This is a genomic window from Parabacteroides caecihominis, assembly GCF_023656785.1.
Lineage (GTDB): Bacteria > Bacteroidota > Bacteroidia > Bacteroidales > Tannerellaceae > Parabacteroides > Parabacteroides segnis.
In genome coordinates, this window is sequence record NZ_JAMOKS010000010.1 from 102381 (window position 1) to 126676 (window position 24296).

A 24296-nucleotide genomic window follows, 5' to 3' on the forward strand; every position below is an offset into this window, starting at 1 on the left:
ATAGTGCTAACTCTATCAGGACAGTAGTGCCGATTATACCGACACTATAGTGCTAGCAGACCAGCACAACTGTCCTGATCTGCCGATACAACTAGACAGGACATGCCGGGAAAGGGCAGTGCTATATTTACGACGAAACCTCATTATCTTCTTTATTCCTCAACATATAATCAGAAGGAGAAACACCGAATTTTTTCCTGAAGCAGGTACTGAAATATTTGGCATCATTGAACCCGACGGCATAAGCCAAATCGGCAATACGTATTTTCTTATTCTCGTCAATCAAACGGCAAGCGGCATTCAGACGGACATTACTGATAAAGCCCGAAGGAGTTAATCCGGTCAAAGATTTCAGCTTGTCGGCAACGGTTGTGCGTGACATACCCATCTCGGCAACAAACAGAGAAGGCTCGTAACTACAATCATCCAAATGATTATTTACACAATCTATTGCATTCCGGATGAAAGTCTCGTCCATCGATGTATAATCCAACTCTTTTGCCTCAAAGACAAGCTGTTTTCTAAAGTCAACGCCAGTCCGCTTCTTTTTCTTCAGCAGGTTTTCTATCCGGCTATGCAGCAAGGCCAGGTGGAGCGGTTTTGTCACATAGCTATCGGCTCCCGACTGGTAACCCGCCATCTGATCTTCTTCTGTACGTTTGGCAGTCAACAGGATCACAGGAATATGACATAATTCAAACTTGTTTTTTATATAATTGCATAGTTCGATACCATCCATCACAGGCATCATAACATCCGACACAACTAAATCGACCTCCTCCTTTTCCAATATACCGATCGCTTCCTGCCCCTGTGTAGCTGTTAATATCCTATAATGTGCACTCAGCAATCGAGTCATGATCGACAAAAGATCTTCATTGTCTTCAACCAGCAATAAAGCCGGTACATCCTGCTCTACCGCCAGTTCCCCAACCATCTGCGAATCAGCACACTCCTCATTTTCAGGCTGCAAAGGACTATTTGTCACCTGTAAACTATCATCAATCTCATCTTCCGCATAAGCAGAACGGTCTACCGGCAGCCATACCACAAAAGTATTACCTGTCACCGCATCGCTGTTTATCCGGATTTCCCCGTGATGGATATTTACCAGGTCTTTAGTCAACGCCAAACCTATACCAGTCCCGGTCGTATGAAATTTCCGGTAATCACCTTCATAGAAACGTTCAAAAAGATGTTCCATCTTATCTTTACTCATCGGCTCTCCCGGATTTGTGATGGAAAAAGAATAATGCCCTGTTTCCTTTTCATAACATTGTGAAACCACTACCGTGCCTCCTTTCTCCGTATATTTGGCAGCATTCGACAATAAGTTATAAAGAATCTTATCCAGCTTATCACTATCGAAGTAACCGGATATCTCCTCTTCTTCCTCTCTGAAATCAATGGAAAGGCCTTTTTTCCTGACCAAAGGCTGGAAAGCCTCGATACTGTTTTTCAGGAACTGTGTATAATTGCCCTTCGATACCTTTAATTGCAATTTACCGTTTTCCACTTTTCTGAACTCCAGTATTTGCTGGATCAGGCGCATCAAACGAACCGCATTGTTATTCAGTACCGCATACATCTTCGCATCACCCGGATGAAGTTGCTTCAATTCATCAACCGAGGCGCAGATAATAGTCAAAGGTGTAAAGAGTTCATGAGTTATATTCGTAAAAAACTGCAATTTAGCATGATTGACCTCTTCCATTTTCTGCCGTTCAATCTGCCCCATTTCTATTGCCTGCTTCATACGGATACGGTTCTTCACAATCCTGTAAATATACCACGACAGCAACGACAGCAGAAGCAGATATCCGCAATAAGCCCACCCCGTTTTCCAGGGAGGGGGCAATATCGTCACAAGCAACATACGCTCGTCAGGCATCCAAATCCCATTCTCGTTCGCTCCTTTTAGATGGAAAGTATATGTTCCACTTTTCAAATTATTATAATAGGCAAAATGATATCCGGCATCCGTATATACCCAGTCCGAATCATAACCATCCAGTTTATAGGCATATTTGTTCAAGGCCGGTTTCATATAATTAAGTACGGAAAAATCGATGCTGAAGTTATTCTCGGTATAAGACAAGACTATCTTGTCGGTAAAATCAATTGTTTTCTGCAATATCCGATTCCTTTTATCCGGCTTCATATCGCGCACGGATGTATTGAATACCTTTATATCCGTTATGACTACCGGTGAAAAGACAGTCTGCTTCTTTATCTTATCCGGATAAAAACTATTCAGTCCGCGATAACCTCCAAAAAACAATTCATTATCGGAACTCCTGAAACAAGCGTTGCGGTTAAAGAAACAATCCTGCAATCCGTCGGAAGCGGTAAAAGTGAGGATATCCTGAACCTTACCATCTGGAGTAGTTGTTAAGTGCACCATTTCCGAATTGGTAGTAAACCATATAGTACCATTATGATCTTCCAGAATATTAGATACATTTTCACCTGAATAGAGAGATTCGTGGGCGAGAGGAAAGAAACGGTCCTTCGACCTGTCATACATATTCAATCCATCTCCGTCAGTCCCTACCCAAAGCCGGTTGTTGGAGTCAAAGCAAAGACATGCGATATCATTAGTAGAAAGCAAGCCGTTTTCCGATGAATAACTCTTGATTGTTTTCTGTTCAGCATCATTTCCGATACAAAGGATACCATCATAATTAGTAGCCATCCATATATTTCCGTCCTTATCCTCTACCATAGAAATTACGGAAGACCGGGACAAATCGGGTTGCCCGGGACGCAGACATTCTCCCAACGGCCTAACATTCCCCCTGTCATCCATAAAACAAATACCTCCCCGGGACCCAATCCATAAATTACCTTTTGAGTCTTCCAAGACCGCATTCACATTATCATCCTTCAATGCCGGACAGTTTTTCACATTCAAAGCATAAACTGTCTCTTTTTCCGGATTATAGAACCACACACCGGCATCACAGGTTGCCATGCATATTTCATTTGTCGCACACCGTTTTATAATTCCATTAACCACAGAGTTATAAGCCATCTGCTTTAATACCGGATGGTTTGAACCGGATACAAAAGTCCCTTCTTCCCTGTCATAGATAATCAATCCGAATCCCATAATACCCATCCACAACAGACCTTTCTCATCCTGATAAATACTGCGCACGGAACTGGTCAAAAACTTTTCCCGCACCTTTTCAAGCGGATCATAATTAAAACGGAATCGGTCCGTGTTCGCTACATAAACGCCACCTCCCAACATTCCTAACCACATTAACCCTTCTTTCGTACAAATGATAGAGTTCACTTCATTAAACGGCAAGTCATAACGTGAATTACCGGGAAGTATATTAGTAAAAACACCTTCCCCCTCTTCCGATTCAAGAATACTGAGTCCGCTACGGGAACCGATCCACAGTTTCCCTGAATTACGGTCTTCGGCAATCGCATAAATGATATCATCAAGCAACGAATGAGGATTGCCCACACGGTAAGTATAATTCACATACGAAAAACGTTCCATATCATACGGAGCGAGCAGTTTCACCAACCCGCAATTCCAGGTGCCCACCCAAATGGTTCCCCTGCTGTCCTGGAAAATCACATGGGGTGAATTATTCTTCGTCACGGGCGGATAAACATAAGAACTATCTGTTTTCGGATCGTATCGGAGAAGCCCCCGCTCCCATCCTCCAACCCAAATGTAACCCTTATCATCTTTTATCATCGATTTAACATCGAGACTTTTGTTTACTTCCACAAAAGAAGAATCTTTACTCTTTCGGCGATACAGTCCCTTACTGCCTCCGACCCATATATCTCCATCAGAAAAAGTCACAATAGCTTCGACCGCAGATGTTTCCAGTAAAGTTTTTTCTATCTTTTGTATTTCACCATTGATCTTGTTAAGCACATATAACCCATTATTCGTTCCGATCCATAAATTATGATCATAATCCTCTTCCACGACATTGACATATTTATTGATAAACGATTTATGTCCGGATCCTTCCATATTATAAGTGCTAACCGTATATCCGTCATACCGTAACAAACCTTTGTAGGTGGGTATCCAGATATAGCCATCTCTATCCTGATAAAGTTTTCTTATCTCGTTTGTAGGAAAACTCTTTTGAGAAACAACAGGTTCAAACTGGAAAGAATAATTCTTTGCCCCTACAGAGAATATGGTTGTACATAATAATAATAATACGAATAAGCTATTTATCCGAATGCTCTTCATGTCGTTCAATATGTATTTTTCACAAAAATAATCATTTATCCTGTGTAAACTAAAAAATAAATTCCTTTTGTATATTTGTACCGTCTTAGCAACCAAAGCAGGAACTTACCTGTTTTTACTACAGGTTACTAAACAATAAAGAATATGCGACTTACATACATCTACCATAGCGGGTTCGCCATTGAAGCAGAGGGATATGCGATCCTGATCGATTATTTCAAAGATACGGGAAAGACACCGGATACCGGTTTTGTTCATGACGAACTGCTTCGACGCGCGGGTACATTATATATATTGTCCTCCCATTTCCATCCGGATCATTTCAATCCGGAGATACTGAAGTGGAAAGAGAAAAAACCGGATATCAAATACATTTTCTCCAAAGACATACTGAAACGGCGGCGGGCAAAAGCCGAAGACGCCCTGTATATGAAAAAAGGAGATGTTTTTGAAGATGAAAATATCCGTATCCGGGCATTCGGCTCGACTGATGTAGGCATTTCTTTCCTAATAGAAGCGGAAGGCAAACTGCTGTTTCATGCCGGCGACCTGAATAACTGGCACTGGAAAGACGAATCGACACCACAGGAAGTGGCTAAAGCCGAAGGCGATTATTTGCGGGAACTGGATATACTGGCTCAGGCAACCGGACATCTGCATCTCGCCATGTTTCCGGTCGATCCACGTATCGGAACAGATTTTATGCGGGGAGCGGAACAGTTTGTCGACCGGATAAAGACTGACGTTTTAGTCCCTATGCACTTTTGGGAACATCCCGCCGAAGTAGTAGCATTCGGTCCTTATGCCGAATCGAAGGGATGCCGTTATATCCTGTTGTCCTATCCTGGAGAAAGCACTGATTTTTAATTTATAAAGAAAACAAATATGGAAATCAAAAGTAGATTTGATCATTTCAACATCAATGTCCTCGACCTCGAAAGAAGCATTGCTTTCTACAACAAAGCACTGGGTCTGAAGGAACATCACCGCAAGGAAGCAGCCGACGGCTCTTTCGTTCTCGTTTACCTGACAGACGACCAGACAGGTTTCCTGCTAGAACTGACCTGGCTGAAAGACCGTAATGAGCCGTACGAACTGGGAGATAACGAAAGCCATCTCTGTTTCCGTGTAGTCGGCGACTACGATGAAGTACGCAAATTCCATAAGGAGATGGATTGCGTATGTTACGAAAATACCGCCATGGGATTGTATTTCATCAACGACCCGGACGATTACTGGATCGAAATACTACCGGCTAAATAAAAAAGGTAATACCTTAACCAAAATTGTATCAGCTCTTCACCGGCAATACAATTTTGGTTAACCGGTCATCGAAAGGTTCCTCTTTCCGCCGGTAATAAAATTCATAAGCCGTACCTTCCGGCTCGTATCCTTTCTGCATCATCCAGAAAGTCATCTCGCCATATAAATAATCAATTTCTTCGTAATCGCCTTTAAATAAGCAATGCACGACTTTGGATTGCGGTATTACGCGCGACCGGACATTTTCATCTCCTTCCATCAGGCAAGACACAGGGAAACAGATTTCCACATCCAGGTCATATATATCCATATTCAGATAATCGTAGTAAATAATAAAAGGCACATCCGTCATATATTCCCCTGTTTTCCGGAGAAGTGCCAGTGCATCCTGACGTTTTCGGGCAAGCGTCCACTCTAAATCCTTGTAACTGACTTTCGTACGGGCCGATAAAACAGGTTGTTCCGCCCGGACCATAAGCCGTATGTCTGAAACCTGTGGCATAGTGTTATTCATTAATGGGTTAAGAATCTATCAAATATAAAAAAAACGTTCCGGTACCGGTTATCCAAAGAGAGAAAAAAGCTGAAAATGACGTATTTTGATCCGGTAATTAAGTAAAGTTACATTTATTGTCACATTTGAAAACTGATACTATTCAGCATTTTTTTTAATAAAATCATTGCAGCTAAGCATATTCCTCTTATATTTGCTTTCCAGAAAGACTCATTATTAATCATAAATATAAAATCATGGAGAAGCCTTATGTAGTGGGTATTGATATAGGTGGTACCAATACTGTTTTCGGCGTAGTAGATGCAAGAGGAACAATCTTGTACAGTGGATCAATCAAAACTGGTAAATATACTGATATAGAAGAATATGTTGCGGAACTGGGACAAGGTCTTTTATCAGTAATCGACCAGGCCGGAGGTCCGGACAAAATCAAAGGTGTCGGCGTAGGAGCTCCTAACGGTAACTTCTTCAACGGTTGTATCGAATTTGCCCCGAACCTTCCATGGAAAGGCAAAATACCTTTGGCACAGTTGATCAGCGAACAAATCGGCGGTATTCCCGTTGCATTGACTAACGACGCTAACGCTGCAGCAATCGGTGAAATGACTTACGGTGCAGCACGTGGTATGAAAGACTTTATCGTTATCACTCTGGGAACAGGTGTAGGTAGTGGTATCGTTATCGGAGGTAATCTGGTTTACGGACATGACGGTTTTGCCGGTGAGTTGGGACACGTGATTATGCGTCGTAACAATGGCCGTCCTTGCGGTTGCGGTCGTCAGGGATGTCTTGAAACATATGCATCTGCTACTGGTGTGGCACGTACAGCCCGTGAATACCTCGAAATCCGCAAAGACGAAAGTCTGTTGCGCGATCTGGATCCGGATGAAATCACTTCAAAAGATGTATTCGATGCCGCCATGAAGAATGATAAACTGGCACTTGAAATCTTCGAATTTACAGGAAATATCCTGGGTGAAGCTTTTGCTGATGCTGTTGCATTCTCCAGTCCGGAAGCCATTATTCTGTTCGGTGGTCTTACCAAGGCAGGCGATCTGATCATGAATCCGATCAAACGTTCTATGGACAAGAACATGCTGAAGGTTTACGAAGGTAAAACAAAACTTCTTTTCTCTCAATTGAAAGAAAGCGATGCTGCCGTATTGGGAGCCAGCGCTTTGGGTTGGGAAGTGAAAGAGTAATCGTATTCACTGGGGTTCTGCCCCGGATCAAGGGCGGCCTGAGGTCGCCCTTCTTTTTTATATATCACTTAATTATCAGAGACATGAACCATCCTTTGCATCAATTTATCTATTGCCCCAAATGTGGAGCCAACACCTTCATCAAACGTAATGAAAAAGCGAAACAGTGTACAACGTGCGGTTTCGTATACTATTTCAATCCTTCTTCGGCAGTAGCCTGTTTCATCCGAAATGCCGCCGGAGAGATTCTACTGGTGCGCCGGGCTAAAGAACCTGCCAAAGGGACGCTCGACCTGCCGGGCGGATTCGTCGATATGTTCGAATCAGCGGAAGATGCGGCACACCGCGAAGTAAAAGAAGAAACGGGACTGGATATTACCGAATGCCATTATCTTTTTTCCATTCCTAATTTGTATATGTATTGCGGTTTTGAAGTGCACACGGTAGATATGTTCTTTGAATGCCATGTAAAGGATTTCATAGGTGTCCACGCAGAAGATGATGCTGCCGAAATCGTTATCCTGGAAAAGGAAGAGTTGAAAGCGGAAGAGTTCGGATTGATGTCTATAAAGAAAGCGATCGGCATTTATTTGAAAAACGAAGGACTTTCATCTCGCTAACTTTATCTTCAGAGCGGAAACATTTGTTTATGATTCCAAATATTAATTCTTTTTGTTAATAACTTACTTAGCTTTTGTATGTTATTCTTTATATTTGCAACTTAGAAATAACAGAGATTGTTTAATATCTGTACATTAAAGCGAAGGAGCGATGAAAAGAATACTTATTCCACTGTGCCTGGTGGTAGGAAGTCATGTGGCTAGCGGGCAACGGTCGTACCAGTTTGAGGCACCGGACCGTTTGTTCATAGAAGGTAAAGAATTGTTTAGTTTAAAGAACTATCCGGGTTGTATCGATAAGTTGGAAGCCTACAAACAGCATTCGAAAGATGCCGACCTGATCCAGGAAGCTGACTATATGATCGTATATGCAGCTTATGAACAGGGACGTCCCAATGCCGACGAACTATTGAAAGATTATCTGGAAGATTATCCGGCTTCACGCCATAGCGATGAAGTGAATTTCCTGATCGGTTCCATTCATTTCGAACGCGGGGAATACCAGAAAGCTATTTTCTGGTTCAACGAATCGGATATAGACATGCTCAGTCCGGAGCAACAGGAGGCTTACAGCTTCCGGCTGGCCTATTCATTATTGCAGACCGGTGAGATGGATAAGGCACGCGGATATTTTTCGCGGATACAGCAAATCGGTACCAAGTACCGTGAAGCGTCCACCTATTATGTGGCCTATATCGATTATGCAACCGGCAAATACAATAACGCGCTGGTAGAGTTCAGCCGCCTGAAAGAAATGCCGGATTACCGCGAGCAATCCTTGTACTATATTACACAGATCTATTTCATACAGAATAAATATGAAAAGGTAGTGAGTGAAGGGGAAGAACTTCTCTCCTCCTATCCGAACAGCAAGAATAACAGCGAAGTGTACCGTATCCTGGGTAATTCCTATTACCATTTGGGCAACCAGGACAAGGCGATCAACATGTTGAGCAAATATGTATCGTCGACCGACAGTCCGTTAAGAGGAGATTTGTACATTCTGGGTGTTTGCTACTTCAATAAAGGGAATTACAGCAGTGCTGTAAACGCCTTGTCGCAGACAGTACGTGAAAACGACGCACTCTCGCAGAATGCCTACCTTTATCTCGGACAATCTTACCTGAAGCTGAAAGACAAGAACAATGCTCGTATGGCTTTCGAGGCTGCGGCAACCTCTTCATTCGACAAACAGATTCAGGAAGTAGCCATGTTCAATTATGCATTGCTGATCCATGAAACGGCCTTTACCGGATTCGGCGAATCTGTTACGATCTTCGAAGATTTCCTGAATGATTTCCCGAACTCCCAATATGCCGACAAAGTAAACGACTACCTGGTGGAAGTCTACCTGACAACCAAAAACTACCAGGCAGCTCTCAACTCTATCAATAAGATCAACCACCCGAGCACCAAGATACTGGAAGCCAAACAGGACATTCTGTTCCAGCTCGGAACGCAGGCTTTCACCAACATGAAGCTGGATGAAGCAGTCGACCTGTTCTCTAAGGCTATCAACCTGGGTTCTTATAATATGGAATCGCGCAATGACGCTTATTTCTGGCGCGGCGAATCCTATTACCGCAAAGGAGATTACCGCCAGGCTATTTCAGACTACCGCACTTATCTGAACAACACCCGCCAGCGGAATACAGATATGTACGCACTGGCCCATTATAACCTGGGATATTGTTACTTCAAACTCAAAGAATACGGAGAGGCACAAAACCGTTTCCGCCAGTATATCAACCTGGAAAACAACCAGCAGGCACCGGCACTGGCAGATGCTTACAACCGTATCGGCGACTGCCTGTACCAAAATCGCCAGTTCGCACAGGCTGAAGAAAACTATACACGTGCCGCCCAATTGCAACCGTCTGCCGGCGACTATTCCGTTTACCAGAAAGGCTTCCTGCTGGGCTTGCAGAAAGATTACCGGGGTAAGATCAGCGCGATGGACCGTCTGCTCCGCGATTATCCGGAATCACAATATGTGGACGATGCTTTGTTCGAAAAAGGACGTTCTTATGTATTGCTTGAAAACAGCTCACAAGCTGCACAGGCTTTCGAGACATTGATACAGCAGTTCCCGCAAAGCAGCCTAGCCCGTAAAGCCGGCATCCAGTTAGGATTGCTTTACTTCAATGACAACCAACCGGAAAAAGCAGCTACAGCCTATAAGCAAGTGATCAGCAATTATCCGGGCAGCGAAGAAGCCAGAGTGGCTTTACAAGACTTAAAGTCGGTTTACATCGATCTGAACGATATCAATTCGTATGCCAACTACGTCAACTCACTGGGTGGAAATGTCCGTCTGGAAGTCAGCGAACAGGATTCGCTTACCTATATTGCCGCCGAGAAACTCTTCAACCGTGGCAACAACGAAGAAGCACGCCGCAGCCTGATCAACTATTTGCAGACCTTCCCCGAAGGCGCTTTCAGTTCGAATGCGAACTATTATCTGGGAAGCATCGCCTTTAGCAAGAAAGAATACGACGAAGCACTTCAGCGTTTCAAATCGGTTATCGAGAGCGGAGATACCAAATTCCTCGAAGAATCGGTAGCCCGCACGGCAGAAATGCAATACCTCACCCAGGACTTCCCTGCTGCATTGGAGAGCTTCAAGCGCTTACAGATCATAGCCGAAAATCCGGAGAACAAGCAAGCTGCCCGTTTAGGCATCATGCGTTGTGCTTTACAGACCGGACAACAGGAGGAAGCTCAACTGGCAGCCAACGAATTGCTGAAAGATCCGAAACTGTCACCCGAAGTGGAAGCCGAAGCCCGTTATATCCGTGCTAAAGCCTACATCGACCACAAACAGCCGGCTAAAGCCGTCGAAGACCTGAAAGTGCTCAGCAAAGATACCCGTACGGTACACGGTGCCGAAGCAAAATACCTGCTGGCCCAGTACTTCTACGATACCAACGACGATAAGAATGCGGAAAAGATCCTGGAAGACTTCGCCAAGAACGGCACGCCTCACCAGTACTGGTTGGCACGCGGTTTCATCCTCTGGGCCGATATTTATATCCGCCAGGGCGACGACCTTCAGGCACGTGCTTATCTGAACAACCTGAAGAACAACTATAAGGGTGATGACGAAATCGCCGCTATGATTGAGGACAGATTAGGTAAACTAAAGCAATAATAGAATACAATGAAGACTATATATAATGTAAAAGCGCTGTGTGTCGTAGCCTTGCTTGGGACTACCGCCACAATGAGTGCACAGGAAGATACTTCGAAGAAACAGAATCTGGACCGGGAGATGACACTCGAACGCGAGTACGACCCGACGGTACAGGATGCAAGCAAAGTGAACACCCTTCCGGTCATCAAGGAACCGGAAGTAAAGAAAATGCCGATCGACTATGCCAATTTCACGGTTGCAGCCGACCCGGCAAAAGAGATCAGCCTGCTTCCTTCAGGTAATATCATGACAGATATTCAGTACAACAAACGCCGCGGTTATTTCAACTTCGGCGGCGGTACCTATCTGAACCTGAACGGTGACCTGGGATACCATATCCTCAGCACAGACAAGGATCAATTGAATATCTGGTTCTCGCACCGTTCAACGAATGGGAAAGTAAAATACCTGCAAGTGGATGAAAAGGTTAAGGCGAAACTGAACGATAATATGGGTGGATTAAACTTCAAACATAACTTCGATAAGCTGGCATTGAAGATGGGAGTTAAATATGGTTATTCCGGATTTAATTATTACGGATTGCCAATAGAAAGCCTTACTCCTATCACCTCCTCAAACCCGACTCTCCCGGCTGCTGACATGGAAACCAACCAGGTTGCCCAAACCATTAAGGCAAACGTAGGCATAGAGTCCAAAGCAGATGCTCCTGTCGGATACCTGCTCGATCTCAGCTATACCAATTTTTCTTACAAATATGGATATTCAAAAGAGCATGATGCACCGTCGGAAGGGACATTCAATCTTGACTTCGGGTTAAGTTCTGGTTTCGGAGGCAATCAGCGTGTTGGCTTGAACGGTAATCTCCAATATTTCAATTACAGCATGCCCACAGAGCTAAAATCGCCTGAAACAAAAAATCCGTTAACCTACTTCGACAACTTTGCTGCCGCCACCCTGAATCCTTACTACAAGATAGAAGGAGACAACTGGCATGTAAAATTAGGGGTAAATGCAATGTTCTTCAGCGGCGAGCAGAAGAAGTTTATGGCTTCCCCCAACATCTCTGCCGACGTCGAAGTTGCCGATAAAACCGTACTATACCTGAATGCCGATGGTAAATTACAATCCAACAGTATGTATGATGTGAACCGGATCAACCGTTATGCCAATCCGTTGGAAAGACTGACGCCTTCCCGTAACTGGCTGGATGGTATCCTGGGTATCAAGAGCGGTGTTGCTCCCGGCTTCTGGTTCGACGTTTTCGGAGGATATAAAATCGTCAGCAATAACTATTTCTTTGTACCGACACTTGCTTACGGTGACAAAGATTACTTCGGTTCCGCTTGCGGTATGATGAATGAAATAGACACCAAACAGTTACTGGTCGGTGCCAACCTGAAATATAGTTACCAGCAATTATTTGAAATCTCCCTGAAAGGCGTTTATAATAATTGGACAGCCGAATACAGTGATAAATATTCAGAAACTAATTTAGCCGGTAAAGATGCTACAGCCTGGGGTATGCCCGAAATGGAGATCACAGCCGGCGTGACAGTCCGCCCGATTAATAACCTGTCTGCTTCCCTGGACTATTACCTGGCTACCGGACGTGAAGCCAGATTAGGAGAAAAGAACGTAAAGATGGACAACATCAACGAACTGAACCTCACCGGAGCATACAACTTCAACGATACCTTCGGACTGTATTTGAAACTGAACAACGTACTGTTCCAGAAATACGAACTTTACTACGGTTATCCGTTGCAGAAGTTCAGTGCGATGATCGGAGTGAACATCAATTTCTAATCAGATAAAGAAACATAGATCAGAAGGAGAATCCAATATCGGGTTCTCCTTTTTTATTCCTACTTTTGCACCCAAATAAGACAGAACATGCAAGGAACAAAAAACCTGACACAAGGCCCTATCAAACGGCAACTATTCAATCTGGCATTGCCGATCATGGGTACTTCTTTTATTCAAATGGCTTACAGCATCACCGATATGGCCTGGGTTGGACGCCTGGGCAGTGAAGCCGTTGCGGCTATCGGAGCTGTCGGCATCCTTACCTGGATGACCAATTCGATCTCTCTGTTGAATAAAGTCGGTTCGGAAGTAAGTGTGGGGCAAAGTATCGGTGCACGGAATGAAGAAGATGCACGGAATTATTCATCCCACAACCTCACCATTGCCCTGATCATCTCTGTTTGCTGGGGATTGCTTCTTTTTGTCTTTGCCCATCCGATCATCGGTGTCTATAAACTGGAAGCTCCTATCGCGGAAAATGCTGTCGAGTATTTACGGATCGTATCGACCGCCTTTCCTTTTATATTCCTCTCGGCAGCCTTCACCGGCATCCATAATGCGGCAGGGCTAAGTAAAATACCGTTTTACATCAGCGGAACGGGACTTATCATTAATATGATACTCGACCCGGTATTCATTTTTGTATTCGATATGGGAACAGCCGGAGCCGCCTGGGCAACCTGGTTATCGCAAGCCACGGTATGTGCCATTTTTGTATATCAGTTAAAATGGAGAAGCAAGTTACTGGGAGGATTCTCCTTCTTCGTCAGACTAAAGAAAAACTATTCACAAAGGATTCTGCAACTGGGCCTGCCGGTAGCCATGCTGAATACGCTGTTTGCCATCATCAACATTTTCATGGCACGCACAGCCTCCACTTACGGTGGACATATCGGCCTGATGACACTCACCGCCGGAGGACAGATTGAGGCGATAGCCTGGAACACCTCCCAGGGATTCAGCACGGCACTGAGTGCTTTCGTTGCCCAGAACTACGCGGCCTCCGAAAAGAACAGGGTGCTGGAAGCCTATCACACGACATTGAAGATGACGACTGTATTCGGTATTCTGTGTACCTTATTATTCGTCTTTTACGGCAGCGAAGTCTTCTCACTGATCGTACCCCAGAAGGAAGCCTTCGAGGCCGGAGGTATTTTCCTACGGATAGACGGGTACTCGATGTTGTTCATGATGCTGGAGATCACTATGCAGGGCTTGTTCTACGGAACAGGACGGACGGTTCCTCCTGCAATCATCAGCATTACTTTCAACTCGCTGCGTATACCGATGGCTATTGTATTATCAGCCATGGGATTGGGAATTGTCGGTGTATGGTGGGCAATCAGTATCTCCAGCATGCTGAAAGGAATCGTATCCTTTATCTGGTTCAGGGCTTTACAAAAGAAGATATTGAAGTGAATTTGATATTCCAACCCAATGTCGATGAGTGGATAATCTTGAAATCGCAATTTGCGACATCAAGATGGGGAGGAACCCGCAAACTGCCGTATGCCTTTACAGAACTATAGACCTGGCTATACCAACACTATAGTGCTACTATGGCTAACACGGTGTGCTATCTGTTATGACACTACTGTCCTACATTTGAATCTGTAATATGCCGAATCGAAGCAACATATACAACTTCAATCTATAGATTTCAGCCTTCAGACGCTTCAACAGATTAGTAATCAAACTGCCGCCCTGAAGGGATGAAATGATAAAAGATGTATACGAAAATCCGGACCAGGACAACCTCCAGCAAAACATAGGACCTTTGACTTCAAAACATATATGTTTTGTAATCAAAGGTCCCTTATTTACAAATCAAAACACCTATACCTTGTAAAACGGATAACTACCCGTTGTCCAACGGGTAACTACTGGCCGGGGCATGGCTGCCTACCGGTCGGAATACAAATCAGCAATGCATCCCTTCAGCCAAATGTTTTGAAATATGGTGGATCACACCGGCTGAAACCTGAAAGAGATCAATCGTTTTCTACTACACGGATCATATCGAAGTAGAATTCGCCAGCCACTTCCGCTCCTTTTTCTACAGTACCAGTCTTGGTGTCGTAGATGTAGATGATGGCATTGGCATCAGCTTCGGTATTCACGCCAAAATAAGCTTTCTCGTTGAAGAGAACAGAACGCTGAGAGAAACGGCCACCGCTGTAAGCAAGTTCTTTGCCGTTGTAACCCAAACGAGTCTTTTCACCTGTGGTAAGGTCAATGATGGAATAATAGTGGCTATAGCTGTCGATCTTCGTACCCGAAGCATCATGCCGGCCATAAGCCAACGCTTTGTTATTACCCAGATATTGAACAGTCATCAACTTACCGTCTGCATCCTTGTAACCGTTGTATGAAGCATCAAACTCGAATTTTCCGGCATTGATACGCAGTAACATACCTTTTTCCATATCGCCTTCTTCCGTGAAAGCAGCCAAATAAAGATTACCGGCTTCGTCATACATCACGCAATCTTGCATTAACTCTCCATAAGCACTTCCGGCCATTTCACTGTTGACAGGAGAGACGAGACTTTGTTCTACCTCCATAGTAGCAGGATCGATGACTGCTGTCCGGAACTTCGGTTCATTGGGAGCTCCCACCGGAGTTGTGCTTACGATCTTTCCATAATAGAAATAGAATAGTTTATTATCAGCTTCACGATAAGTCAGGATTCCTGAAGTACTCAGGGTGTTGTATCCTTTCGGAACGGTGATGCTCAATTCGCCTTCAGCGATGATGGACATATCGTCCGCCTTCAGCTTTGTCCAAAGTACTTTTGTCTTGTCCCCATTGGTAGACATGATAACAAGCGTGTTATCGTCAATCCAGGCGTGGGTATAAGAACGTACCTTATAAGTATTTGTCTTGAACGGGCGTTCTGCTACCGTCACAACTTTGTTATCCTTAATTTGATACTTTACAAAACGGTCGTTGGTAGAAGGAATCTGATAGTAATATTTACCCTTCGAGATGGTTTCCATAGAGTACTCTTCAAGCTCTGCTCCTTCCCTTTTAACGGTAATAGTTCCCGCATCGGCAGTCAGCTTATTGATGCTATGGACAATAGTTGTATTCTTGCTACTCATGCCGCCATGCTTCCCTACCGTCAGGAACAAGTCGAAATGATACTTGCTTTCGTCGAAAGCAGGAGCATCGCTGGACACCGTGACAGCGCAAGTGGCAGTAAAAGCACCATCATCCGTTTTTACGGTGATCGTCGCCGTACCTTCGGCAACAGCTGTGACTACACCTTTATCTACTGTAGCGATCTTATCGTCCGAACTGGTCCATGAAACAGTTGTTACGGTTGCATTTTCCGGGGCGACGGTAGCCGTCAATGTTCCTGTGGTTCCCGTCTTCAAGGCTAATGTAGTCGGGGAAACTGTGACTGCGGTAACAGGCACGTCTTTTACTTCATCGTCATCAGAACAAGCCGTGAATGCAAATGAGATCAAGGCTGTCATGAAGGCTAACAAGGCAAATTTGAACTTCTTCATTTTCTTTTGTTTTTAATATGAATGTTAATTAATAAAGACTCTGAATTTCGCAAAGAAAGCACGTCCGGGCTTTTGCAGCTTATAATTGTCGTAAGCCGTTTCATCGAGAAAGTTGGTACACTCCAATGCGATATTGTAGCGGTCATGCTTCCATGAGTAAGTAGCATTGGCATTGCAAATGTGTTGCGAAGGAATACGCGCCTTTGTATCACGGTTGCCATAGGCTTCCCAGGTCAGAAAATACCAATGTACCCACTGGAACGTACAACCTAACCGCAACTTGCCGCCTTGTTGCCAAAGGTTGCGGAACGTATAACTTGCCTCCGCACTGCCGAACAGCCAGGGACGGTTAGGCACATGGTTGTTGTAGGTGGCAGAAGGCTTGCCGTCTTCCTTATACTTTTGCTGGTCGCGGGCATCCTGGTAACTGACATTAGCCATGAGTTGCAACCGTCCGTCCCAGTCATAGCTGACTTCACCTTCCACACCTTTAATATGGACAGCGGGATCGTTGACATACTGCAACATACCTTCTTTTTCGATGACGGAAGTTTGTATATAGTTGTCCACATAACGCAAAAAACCGTTTGTCTCGTAATAGACGGTATGACGGGCGGCCGGACGCCATGTTCCGAACAAGGCTAGATTGACATTGTTACTCTTCTCCGGCTCTAACGCCACATTGGCATAGACGGTCGTTCCGTTGCCCAACAGTTCCCGGGCAATAGGCAAACGTACACTATGCTCGTATGAAATCTTTACAGCCAACGGGTTGAAGAACGTATAACGCAGTCCGGCTCCGTATCCTAAATAGTTTTTCGTAGTCGAACCTTGTACCTTGTCCGAGCCGGTTACGGTGGATTGATCGGTCTGCCGGATATTGGGATGGTTCACGTAGTCTTTGGCAAAGAATACATTCTGCATCTTGCCGTCGAAAAGCGATTGACTGTAAGTCAGTCCGACGATATGTTTGGTTACCGCATCGTTAGACGGCTCGAAACTCTGGTCTAAATCGTCGTAGCGGTCGTTGCCCGTCCGGCTCAGATTATAGTTCAGGTTAAAGCCGTGATGCTCATTCAGCTGATAATCCAAATTGGCACGAGCAATAGTCAGCGGACGCTTATAGTGACGTATGGAGCGTTCGCCGCCACGGATTTCGTTGCGTTGACTCACGATGTAGCCTCCGTCCCAATAATATTTACGGTAGGCGGTATCAATGGTGATGGAATGATCCCATGTGTGTGACAAGGTCGCCTTCAATGTCATGTTTTCTGTGAGAAAGTTGTGTTTGTTGTACCGTGCCGACACATTCCACGCATCCGAATTACGCTCCGCCATGCCATACACTTTGGTCTGTACGGAGCCGGTTTGCAGTTCCTTGTCTGTTTTGGAATAAGATGCCGACACAAAGAATTCGTCCGCCCAAAATTTGCCTACCATTCCTGCTTCTATCTGTGCTAAAAGCGAAAAATAACCGTCATGGAAACGTTTGGGATTGCCATAGATGAATTGGTCGCCAGTCTCGTCACGCATCTGAACATCCTTCATCCGGTAGTCATTTTTCGAATAGTTGATGCCAACGGTAGGACGCACAATCAAGCCTGTGCGTTGTTCCACAAACTGTGCATTCAGGTCGGCACTGTGTGTATGAAAGGAACCAATACTGTAAGATGCATCCAGAAAGTTCTCCTTCTCCGCCTTAGTAATAATGTTGACGGCACCGCCCAATGCATCCGTTCCCAACGAAGCAGGCACCACTCCTTTATAGATCTCCACCCGGTCGATCAGGTTGACAGGTAGATTGGCAAGCGTCACATTGCTCCCTTTACTGTCTAACGGCACCCCATCAATGAAATAACGGACGGAATTACCCGATAACCCGTTGATGGAAAGATCAAAATCAGAACCGACTCCTCCTTCTTCCCGGACCTTTATTCCGGTCGTCCGGTTCACTATATCAGTAAGATTCTTCAACGAGTTGATCTGCGATTTTACATCAAGGGCATTTACCGAGAAAGCACCTTCCTTGATCTTCTGTGTTTTCGATTTGCCATACACCTCGACAGAATTCAGGGTTACGGAATTTTCAGCCATAACGAAATCGAGCGTCTTGTTCCTGCGGATATCAAGAGTTGTTTTTATTGTATTATAGCCCAGTAGGGTAATTATAAGGGTATGTTTTCCTGGTTTCATGCTTAGTGAATAGCGCCCCCGGTCGTCGGTGTATGTCCCTGCCGTCGTATTTTCGATGGCAACAGTAACCGTAGGAAGCGGAGCACCATCTTCTCCCCTCACCTCTCCGGACAGCGTGACCCTGTCTTGCGCCGCCAGACTTACAGGGAACAAACAAATAAACAACAAAAATACATGTATGAAACCTCTCATCCCATCAAAAACATTATATATTAACGACAGGCTTTCGATAAAACTGAACGGAACACATGAACAGTCAGAACTCTCTACAGGATACAGTCAAGTCCTTACTTACATGTTTTTCAGCCTTATTCCTCGAAAGCTTAAAACTACTGATTCTGGCAGGTCTTCTGACTTACTCCGTCATTGAACGTCCTTCCCATTCATTGCGAACAGTGGATTGAGTTGTGTTCAACGACTTTGGCGGAGTTTACAGCAGCGGGTCTGTTCAGGATTTTCACCTGATTCCCTTTTCATCACTTTTCCGTAGAACTGGATTTGTGACACCAAAACCGGGGGCAAAGGTAAAGATTATTTTTAAACAGTACCCTATTTTTTATAAATGATCGTAGATTTGTATTAATGGAACGAACTATTCTTTACTTTTGTCAGCAGAATATAATTACATAGCAAACATTTAATAATATGAGCAATTCATTCAAGCCGGCAACTTTGTGTGTGCAGGGTGGCTGGCAACCTAAAAAAGGAGAACCGCGCGTTCTGCCTATCTATCAGAGTACTACCTTCAAGTATGAGACCAGCGAACAGATGGCGAAACTGTTCGATCTGGAAGAGAGTGGTTATTTCTATACCCGTCTGCAAAACCCGACCAACGATGCCGTAGCATCCAAGATCGCCGCTTTGGAAGGTGGTGTGGCAGCAATGCTGACTTCATCGGGACAGGCTGCCAACTTCTTTGCCTGTTTCAATATCTGCGAAGCCGGCGACCATATCGTAAGCGCAACCGGTATTTATGGCGGTACATACAATCTGTTGTCCGTTACCCTCAAAAAGCTGGGTATCGAATGTACATTCATCGACCAGGATGCCAGTGAAGAAGAAATCAGCAAAGCGTTCCGCCCGAATACCAAGTTATTGTTCGGTGAAACGATCTCCAACCCGGGAGTGATGGTACTGGATATTGAAAAGTTTGCCCGTATCGCTCACAAACATGGCGTACCATTGATCGTCGACAATACATTTGCCACACCGATCAACTGCCGCCCGTTCGAATGGGGTGCCGATATCGTTACGCATTCTACGACCAAATATATGGACGGACATGCGACTGCCGTCGGAGGTTGTATCGTCGACAGCGGTAACTTCGACTGGGAAGCGCATGCAGACAAATACCCGGGCCTCTGCCAGCCGGATGATTCCTATCACGGCTTGACTTATACAAAGACATTCGGGAAATTGGCATATATCACCAAAGCTACCAGCCAGTTGATGCGTGACCTGGGTTCTATCCAGTCTCCGCAAAATGCTTTCCTGCTGAACCTGGGACTGGAAACATTGCATCTGCGTATGCCGCAGCATTGTAAAAACGCACTAGCCGTAGCTAAATGGCTTCAGAATTGCGACAAAGTAGCCTGGGTAAACTATCCGGATCTGGAAGGAAATAAATATTACGAACTGACAAAGAAATATCTTCCGAACGGTTCATGCGGTGTCCTGTCATTCGGCTTGAAAGGCGGACGTGAGGTATCCATCAAGTTTATGGACAGCCTGAAACTGGCTGCAATCGTTACTCATGTGGCCGATGCCCGTACTTGTGTGCTTCATCCGGCAAGCCATACGCATCGCCAGTTGACCGACGAACAATTGAAGGAAGCCGGTATCGCTCCGGACCTGATCCGTTTCTCTGTCGGCATCGAAAGTGCGGACGATATCATTGCGGATATCGAGCAGGCTTTAAATCAGTAATCAATAGTTATTCAACAGGAAATCGTATTGTATAGAATACGGTTTCCTATTAAACATAATGAACTCCGTTTCCAGGAGCTCATTAAAAACAAAACCCCGATGGTATTAAATACCGCCGGGGTTGTTTTTTGTCCATTTCCTCCCTTCGCAGGGATACTCATGGATGAACTTTATTTTATTTTTATTACTAAAATTACGCTTCCAATCTGTTCGCCTTCACAGGCTACTTGCCCTTCCCCATAGGGGAAAGGCAGAGAAGCTATTTTCTATTTAATTATTCTTTAATTCTTATTTTACGATTGCTTTAACAGCAGCTTCGCCTTCAACAGCTACAACTACGATACCTGCAGGAGCAGAGATAGTTGCTTCGTCAGAAGAAAGAACTGTGCTAGCAATTGTCTGACCAAGAACGTTGCTGATAGTAACAGTCTTATTAGCAGCACCCTTGATTGTGATGTCACCGTTACCAGCGATTACGCTAACAGTTGAAGTAGAAATTGCTTCGTTTTCTGTAGCTATATCTTCTTTATTACCCTGTTCAACATTGAAGATCAAAGCATCATCAGCACCAGTAATCTGATCGAATGAAGATTCTGAACCATCCAAAGAACCTGACAATACGATACAACCGTTCTGCATCTTCAACCATTGTCCCTTAGTCGGAGCAATATCTTTATCACCTTCAGCTTTCTGAGATTCCATTAAGAATGCACGATCTTCTTCATTTTCCTTAGCAGCCTTTTCAGGATCTACAAAACGCATTGACCATGTTACTGCTTTGTGATTGTCTTTCTGTAAGTTTACGATATACTTTTCTGCATATTTCTTATCTTTTACAGCTTGTTTGATAACAGCAGTATCGAATGTAGCTAATGTTACATCTGCAAAACGGCCTGTCAAAATGAATAAGCTATCACCCATATGAGCTGCTTTCACGAAACCAGCACGAGTGTAACCTTTCCAAGCATAATCAGCTTTGTTAGCTGCATTATTTACAGAGTCTGCGAAGTTAACCAGATATTCACCCATGTGGAACGGAGCCTTACCTGCTTTATCGTGAGGACAGTTTACAGGACGAGTACCACCATTTGCTACAATTTCTTTACATACAGGACACATTTCACCCGGTTCGAATGCCTGATCCATACGGTTAATAGAGATCAAATATTGCGGTTTGATAGCACCATTCCAACGATTTACGAATGCAGTATCAACGATAAATGATTTACCATCTTTTGTAAAGTCAGGAGTATAGATACCTAAGAACTTGATACCATCAACCTTGAAGTTTTCGTTTGCTTCTACCTGTAAATATTCTTTACGATATTTTTCTACGAAACGTAATGTATCGGGAGCATCAGGAGTTTCTTCATTGCCTTCCAAAACCTTAGAGTTGAAACGACGATATAAAGGAGCACCATAAGGAGCAACTAAGAAAGAAGAAGTTCTTACTTCGCTGATAACCTGTTGTTTCAATGTAGCATCTAATGTTTCGTCTGCAACACCAGCTTTACCATTGATATCATCTGCAGTTGAAGCATTTACATCAAATGTAACCAAAGCATAGAAACTGTTCTTTGCGTCATCGCTTGCACGCTTAGCATAGTTATTTTCTTTGAAGTAGAAAGGAGTAGCTGTAATATCGTTTTCTTTAGAAATTACATATTTATGTTCTACATTCTGACCGAACTTCAAGTTACCCTTTGCAGAAGGAGAAACCATTGTATAAGACTGTCTCTTCAATTGTTTCAAATCCGCAATACGGTTTCCTTTAGCAGGTACTGTATAACCATAAGCTTCTTCAGTACCAGCTGTTAATTCAAACGGAATAATACCATCCATTACAACTAACAAAGAATCCGTTGACTTACCAATATATTTGTCGCTTACATACGGATTGAAGTAATTGAATGTATAACGATTAACCTTCAATTCGTTTTCAGTCAATTTCTTGTAACCAAGATTTTCGTTTCCTAATACAGCTTTATCTGTAATCTGTTCGAATACTAAAGAGTCAGTAATTGCCAAATCATCAAATTCAGCTCCTGCATAGTAATAAGTAGCACCTTCATTTTTATACAACTGATTTGCATTTGTCTTCAAATCTGCAAATTCACGGTTGATAATTTCCACTGTAGATTTATCGGCAAAATAAGAGAGTGTATTATTTTTTAATACAACCCACTGATAAGCAGGCATATTAGCAACGCTCTGTTCATTAGCATCAACAGTTACCCATTTTGCTTCATCACCGTTATTGTAGATCGGAGATGCTAAGTACTGACCTTTAGAGTTCTTAATATAATACAAACCGTCAGCTACAGATGTTTTATAGTCGCTTGCTGTTGCAGGATCAGAAACTGCAAAAAGCAAGTTTTCCTCTACCAATGTAGCAGAAGTAGGAACTGCCGGTTTGTAGAATGTCATTACTTCTGTAGTCGGAGTTAATAAGATGCTTGACAAAGTACAATAATCAGCTGCTGCATGAGGAGTTCCTGTCAAAACCATAGCTGTAGCCCACTGTGAACCAGTTGCATTACCTGCTTCATCATACGTAAATCTTGAACCATCTTGTTTGATTGAAACAAAAACGCTGTCTTTAAACAAATCTTTTACAATCTTAAAATGGTTAGGAACAGAAGCTGCAGTAGTTTCACCTGTTTTCAGTTCTTTACGAGCCAATTGATAAAGATTATCTTTATTCAAACCGGTAGCAACATGAACAGCAGTATCTACACGCAGATACTTTTTAGTACCAAGTTCTTTCAAAGCAACATAACCTCCAGTGATATCTTCAGCCTGGAATTTAACGCCACTGATCATATCAACTTTCAGATCCTTTTTCTTTGGAGTTAAAGTGAAATACAGACCATTTGTACCACCGTCCAAAACATTCAGATCATCTTTTGTCATTGCTACTGTTGTCGGTTTAGTAGCTTGAATAGTCAAGGCTGTAACACCTGTTGCTGGTTTTGCATTAGCATACTTATAAGCAAAAACAGTACCGTCTGTAGCAGTAGCCAAAGCCATTGTTGAGTCAACAGACAATGCATAAGTTAATGCTTTAGGAGCTTCCAACTCATCTGAGTAAGAGTTTGCAACCCATCCCCAAGCCATACTCTGACCTGTTAATAACTGACCTGTTGCAGGTGCCGTTACTGCACCATTTTTATCAGCAACAACAGCAGTCTTCGGATCGAATGTAATAGCCAAACCTGTAGCTTTATTCACCAAGGTAAAGTGATTTGAATTTGTTGCACTGGCAGTGATTGTCCACAAAGCATTGTTATAATCTGAAGTCAGATCATTCGCAACTTTTAATTTACCATCTACAACCTGAAGATTTTTACCTACAACAGTAGAACCATCTGTCGTTGTAACCGCTGTTCCGGAAGCATTCAAGGCATAAAATCCCTTTTCAAGCTTTGATACCTGATCCGCATAAACCTGCGCATTAGCAGAAACGGATCCAACCAGCAACACGCTGGCTAAAAGCGTAGAAAACTTTTTGTTCATAATCAAAAATTTAATATTAATACTAAGTAATTTAAAGTTCTATCTAATAATACCGGTCTTATCTACCGGCTTTTCATACGATCGTCAAATACTTCAGCAAAAGTAAACAATAGTTTTTTATCCACAATTATTTTCATTGATTTTTTTATCAGGTCATATCCTTTCTTATCAATTGAATACGATAGTTTGTACAAAATCGGGGATAAAAATGACAAACCTTATTTTCCTTTCCCATTTCCGGATTATAACCAGGAACATGAAAAGGGAACCCAGATAAGGAAAGCTATAAGCAAGCATTATAAAATGTACACGTACATTAATATTATATATAAACTAACCGGAATAAATAA

13 protein-coding genes and 1 riboswitch are annotated in these 24296 nt (G+C 43.6%); of the genes, 8 read left to right on the forward strand and 5 right to left on the reverse strand.

What is annotated here, in order from left to right:
* Positions 1-127: 127 nt before the first annotated feature.
* Positions 128-4237, reverse strand: a complete 4110-nt coding sequence (locus tag NBH14_RS10275) for a hybrid sensor histidine kinase/response regulator transcription factor (RefSeq protein WP_186959051.1) — start codon at positions 4235-4237, stop codon at positions 128-130.
* A 144-nt stretch (positions 4238-4381) separates the two neighbouring features.
* Between NBH14_RS10275 and NBH14_RS10280 the strand changes: the two genes are divergently transcribed.
* The gene (locus tag NBH14_RS10280; protein WP_186959052.1) at positions 4382-5104 is read left to right on the forward strand and encodes an MBL fold metallo-hydrolase; all 723 of its coding nucleotides are present in this window, start codon (positions 4382-4384) and stop codon (positions 5102-5104) included.
* A gap of 18 nt (positions 5105-5122) precedes the next feature.
* On the forward strand, positions 5123-5500 hold the full coding sequence (locus NBH14_RS10285) for a VOC family protein (RefSeq protein WP_186959053.1): 378 nt from the start codon (positions 5123-5125) through the stop codon (positions 5498-5500).
* A 28-nt stretch (positions 5501-5528) separates the two neighbouring features.
* On the opposite strand, the gene NBH14_RS10290 is transcribed toward NBH14_RS10285, so the two are convergent.
* Positions 5529-6002 carry a GyrI-like domain-containing protein gene (locus tag NBH14_RS10290; RefSeq protein ID WP_186959054.1) on the reverse strand — a complete coding sequence of 158 codons (474 nt, stop codon included), beginning with the start codon at positions 6000-6002 and terminating at the stop codon, positions 5529-5531.
* A gap of 248 nt (positions 6003-6250) precedes the next feature.
* Here NBH14_RS10290 and NBH14_RS10295 point away from each other — a divergent pair, with 248 nt between their 5' ends.
* The 5 genes from NBH14_RS10295 (at position 6251) to NBH14_RS10315 (ending at position 14215) form a co-directional block, all read left to right on the forward strand.
* Complete coding sequence (locus NBH14_RS10295) at positions 6251-7216, forward strand: ROK family protein (protein WP_007654811.1); 966 nt, start codon at positions 6251-6253, stop codon at positions 7214-7216.
* 83 nt (positions 7217-7299) lie between these two features.
* Positions 7300-7836, forward strand: a complete 537-nt coding sequence (locus tag NBH14_RS10300) for an NUDIX domain-containing protein (RefSeq protein ID WP_186959055.1) — start codon at positions 7300-7302, stop codon at positions 7834-7836.
* Between the two features lie 151 nt (positions 7837-7987).
* Positions 7988-10987, forward strand: coding sequence for a tetratricopeptide repeat protein (locus tag NBH14_RS10305; protein WP_186959056.1), 3000 nt, complete (start codon positions 7988-7990; stop codon positions 10985-10987).
* Positions 10988-10996: 9 nt separating this feature from the next.
* Positions 10997-12796 carry a TonB-dependent receptor gene (locus tag NBH14_RS10310; protein ID WP_186959057.1) on the forward strand — a complete coding sequence of 600 codons (1800 nt, stop codon included), beginning with the start codon at positions 10997-10999 and terminating at the stop codon, positions 12794-12796.
* Between the two features lie 87 nt (positions 12797-12883).
* Positions 12884-14215 (forward strand): MATE family efflux transporter, encoded by a 1332-nt coding sequence (locus NBH14_RS10315; RefSeq protein ID WP_186959058.1) that lies wholly within the window; start codon positions 12884-12886, stop codon positions 14213-14215.
* A 572-nt stretch (positions 14216-14787) separates the two neighbouring features.
* Here the strand turns inward: NBH14_RS10315 and NBH14_RS10320 are convergent.
* Positions 14788-16311, reverse strand: coding sequence for a DUF4374 domain-containing protein (locus NBH14_RS10320; RefSeq protein ID WP_186959059.1), 1524 nt, complete (start codon positions 16309-16311; stop codon positions 14788-14790).
* Between the two features lie 24 nt (positions 16312-16335).
* Complete coding sequence (locus NBH14_RS10325) at positions 16336-18696, reverse strand: TonB-dependent receptor (RefSeq protein WP_186959060.1); 2361 nt, start codon at positions 18694-18696, stop codon at positions 16336-16338.
* Between the two features lie 131 nt (positions 18697-18827).
* Positions 18828-19030, reverse strand: a riboswitch (cobalamin riboswitch).
* A 119-nt stretch (positions 19031-19149) separates the two neighbouring features.
* Here NBH14_RS10325 and NBH14_RS10330 point away from each other — a divergent pair.
* Positions 19150-20430 (forward strand): O-acetylhomoserine aminocarboxypropyltransferase/cysteine synthase family protein, encoded by a 1281-nt coding sequence (locus NBH14_RS10330; RefSeq protein WP_186959061.1) that lies wholly within the window; start codon positions 19150-19152, stop codon positions 20428-20430.
* A gap of 288 nt (positions 20431-20718) precedes the next feature.
* On the opposite strand, the gene NBH14_RS10335 is transcribed toward NBH14_RS10330, so the two are convergent.
* Positions 20719-23946, reverse strand: coding sequence for a DUF6383 domain-containing protein (locus NBH14_RS10335; RefSeq protein WP_186959062.1), 3228 nt, complete (start codon positions 23944-23946; stop codon positions 20719-20721).
* Between the last annotated feature and the right edge of the window lie 350 nt (positions 23947-24296).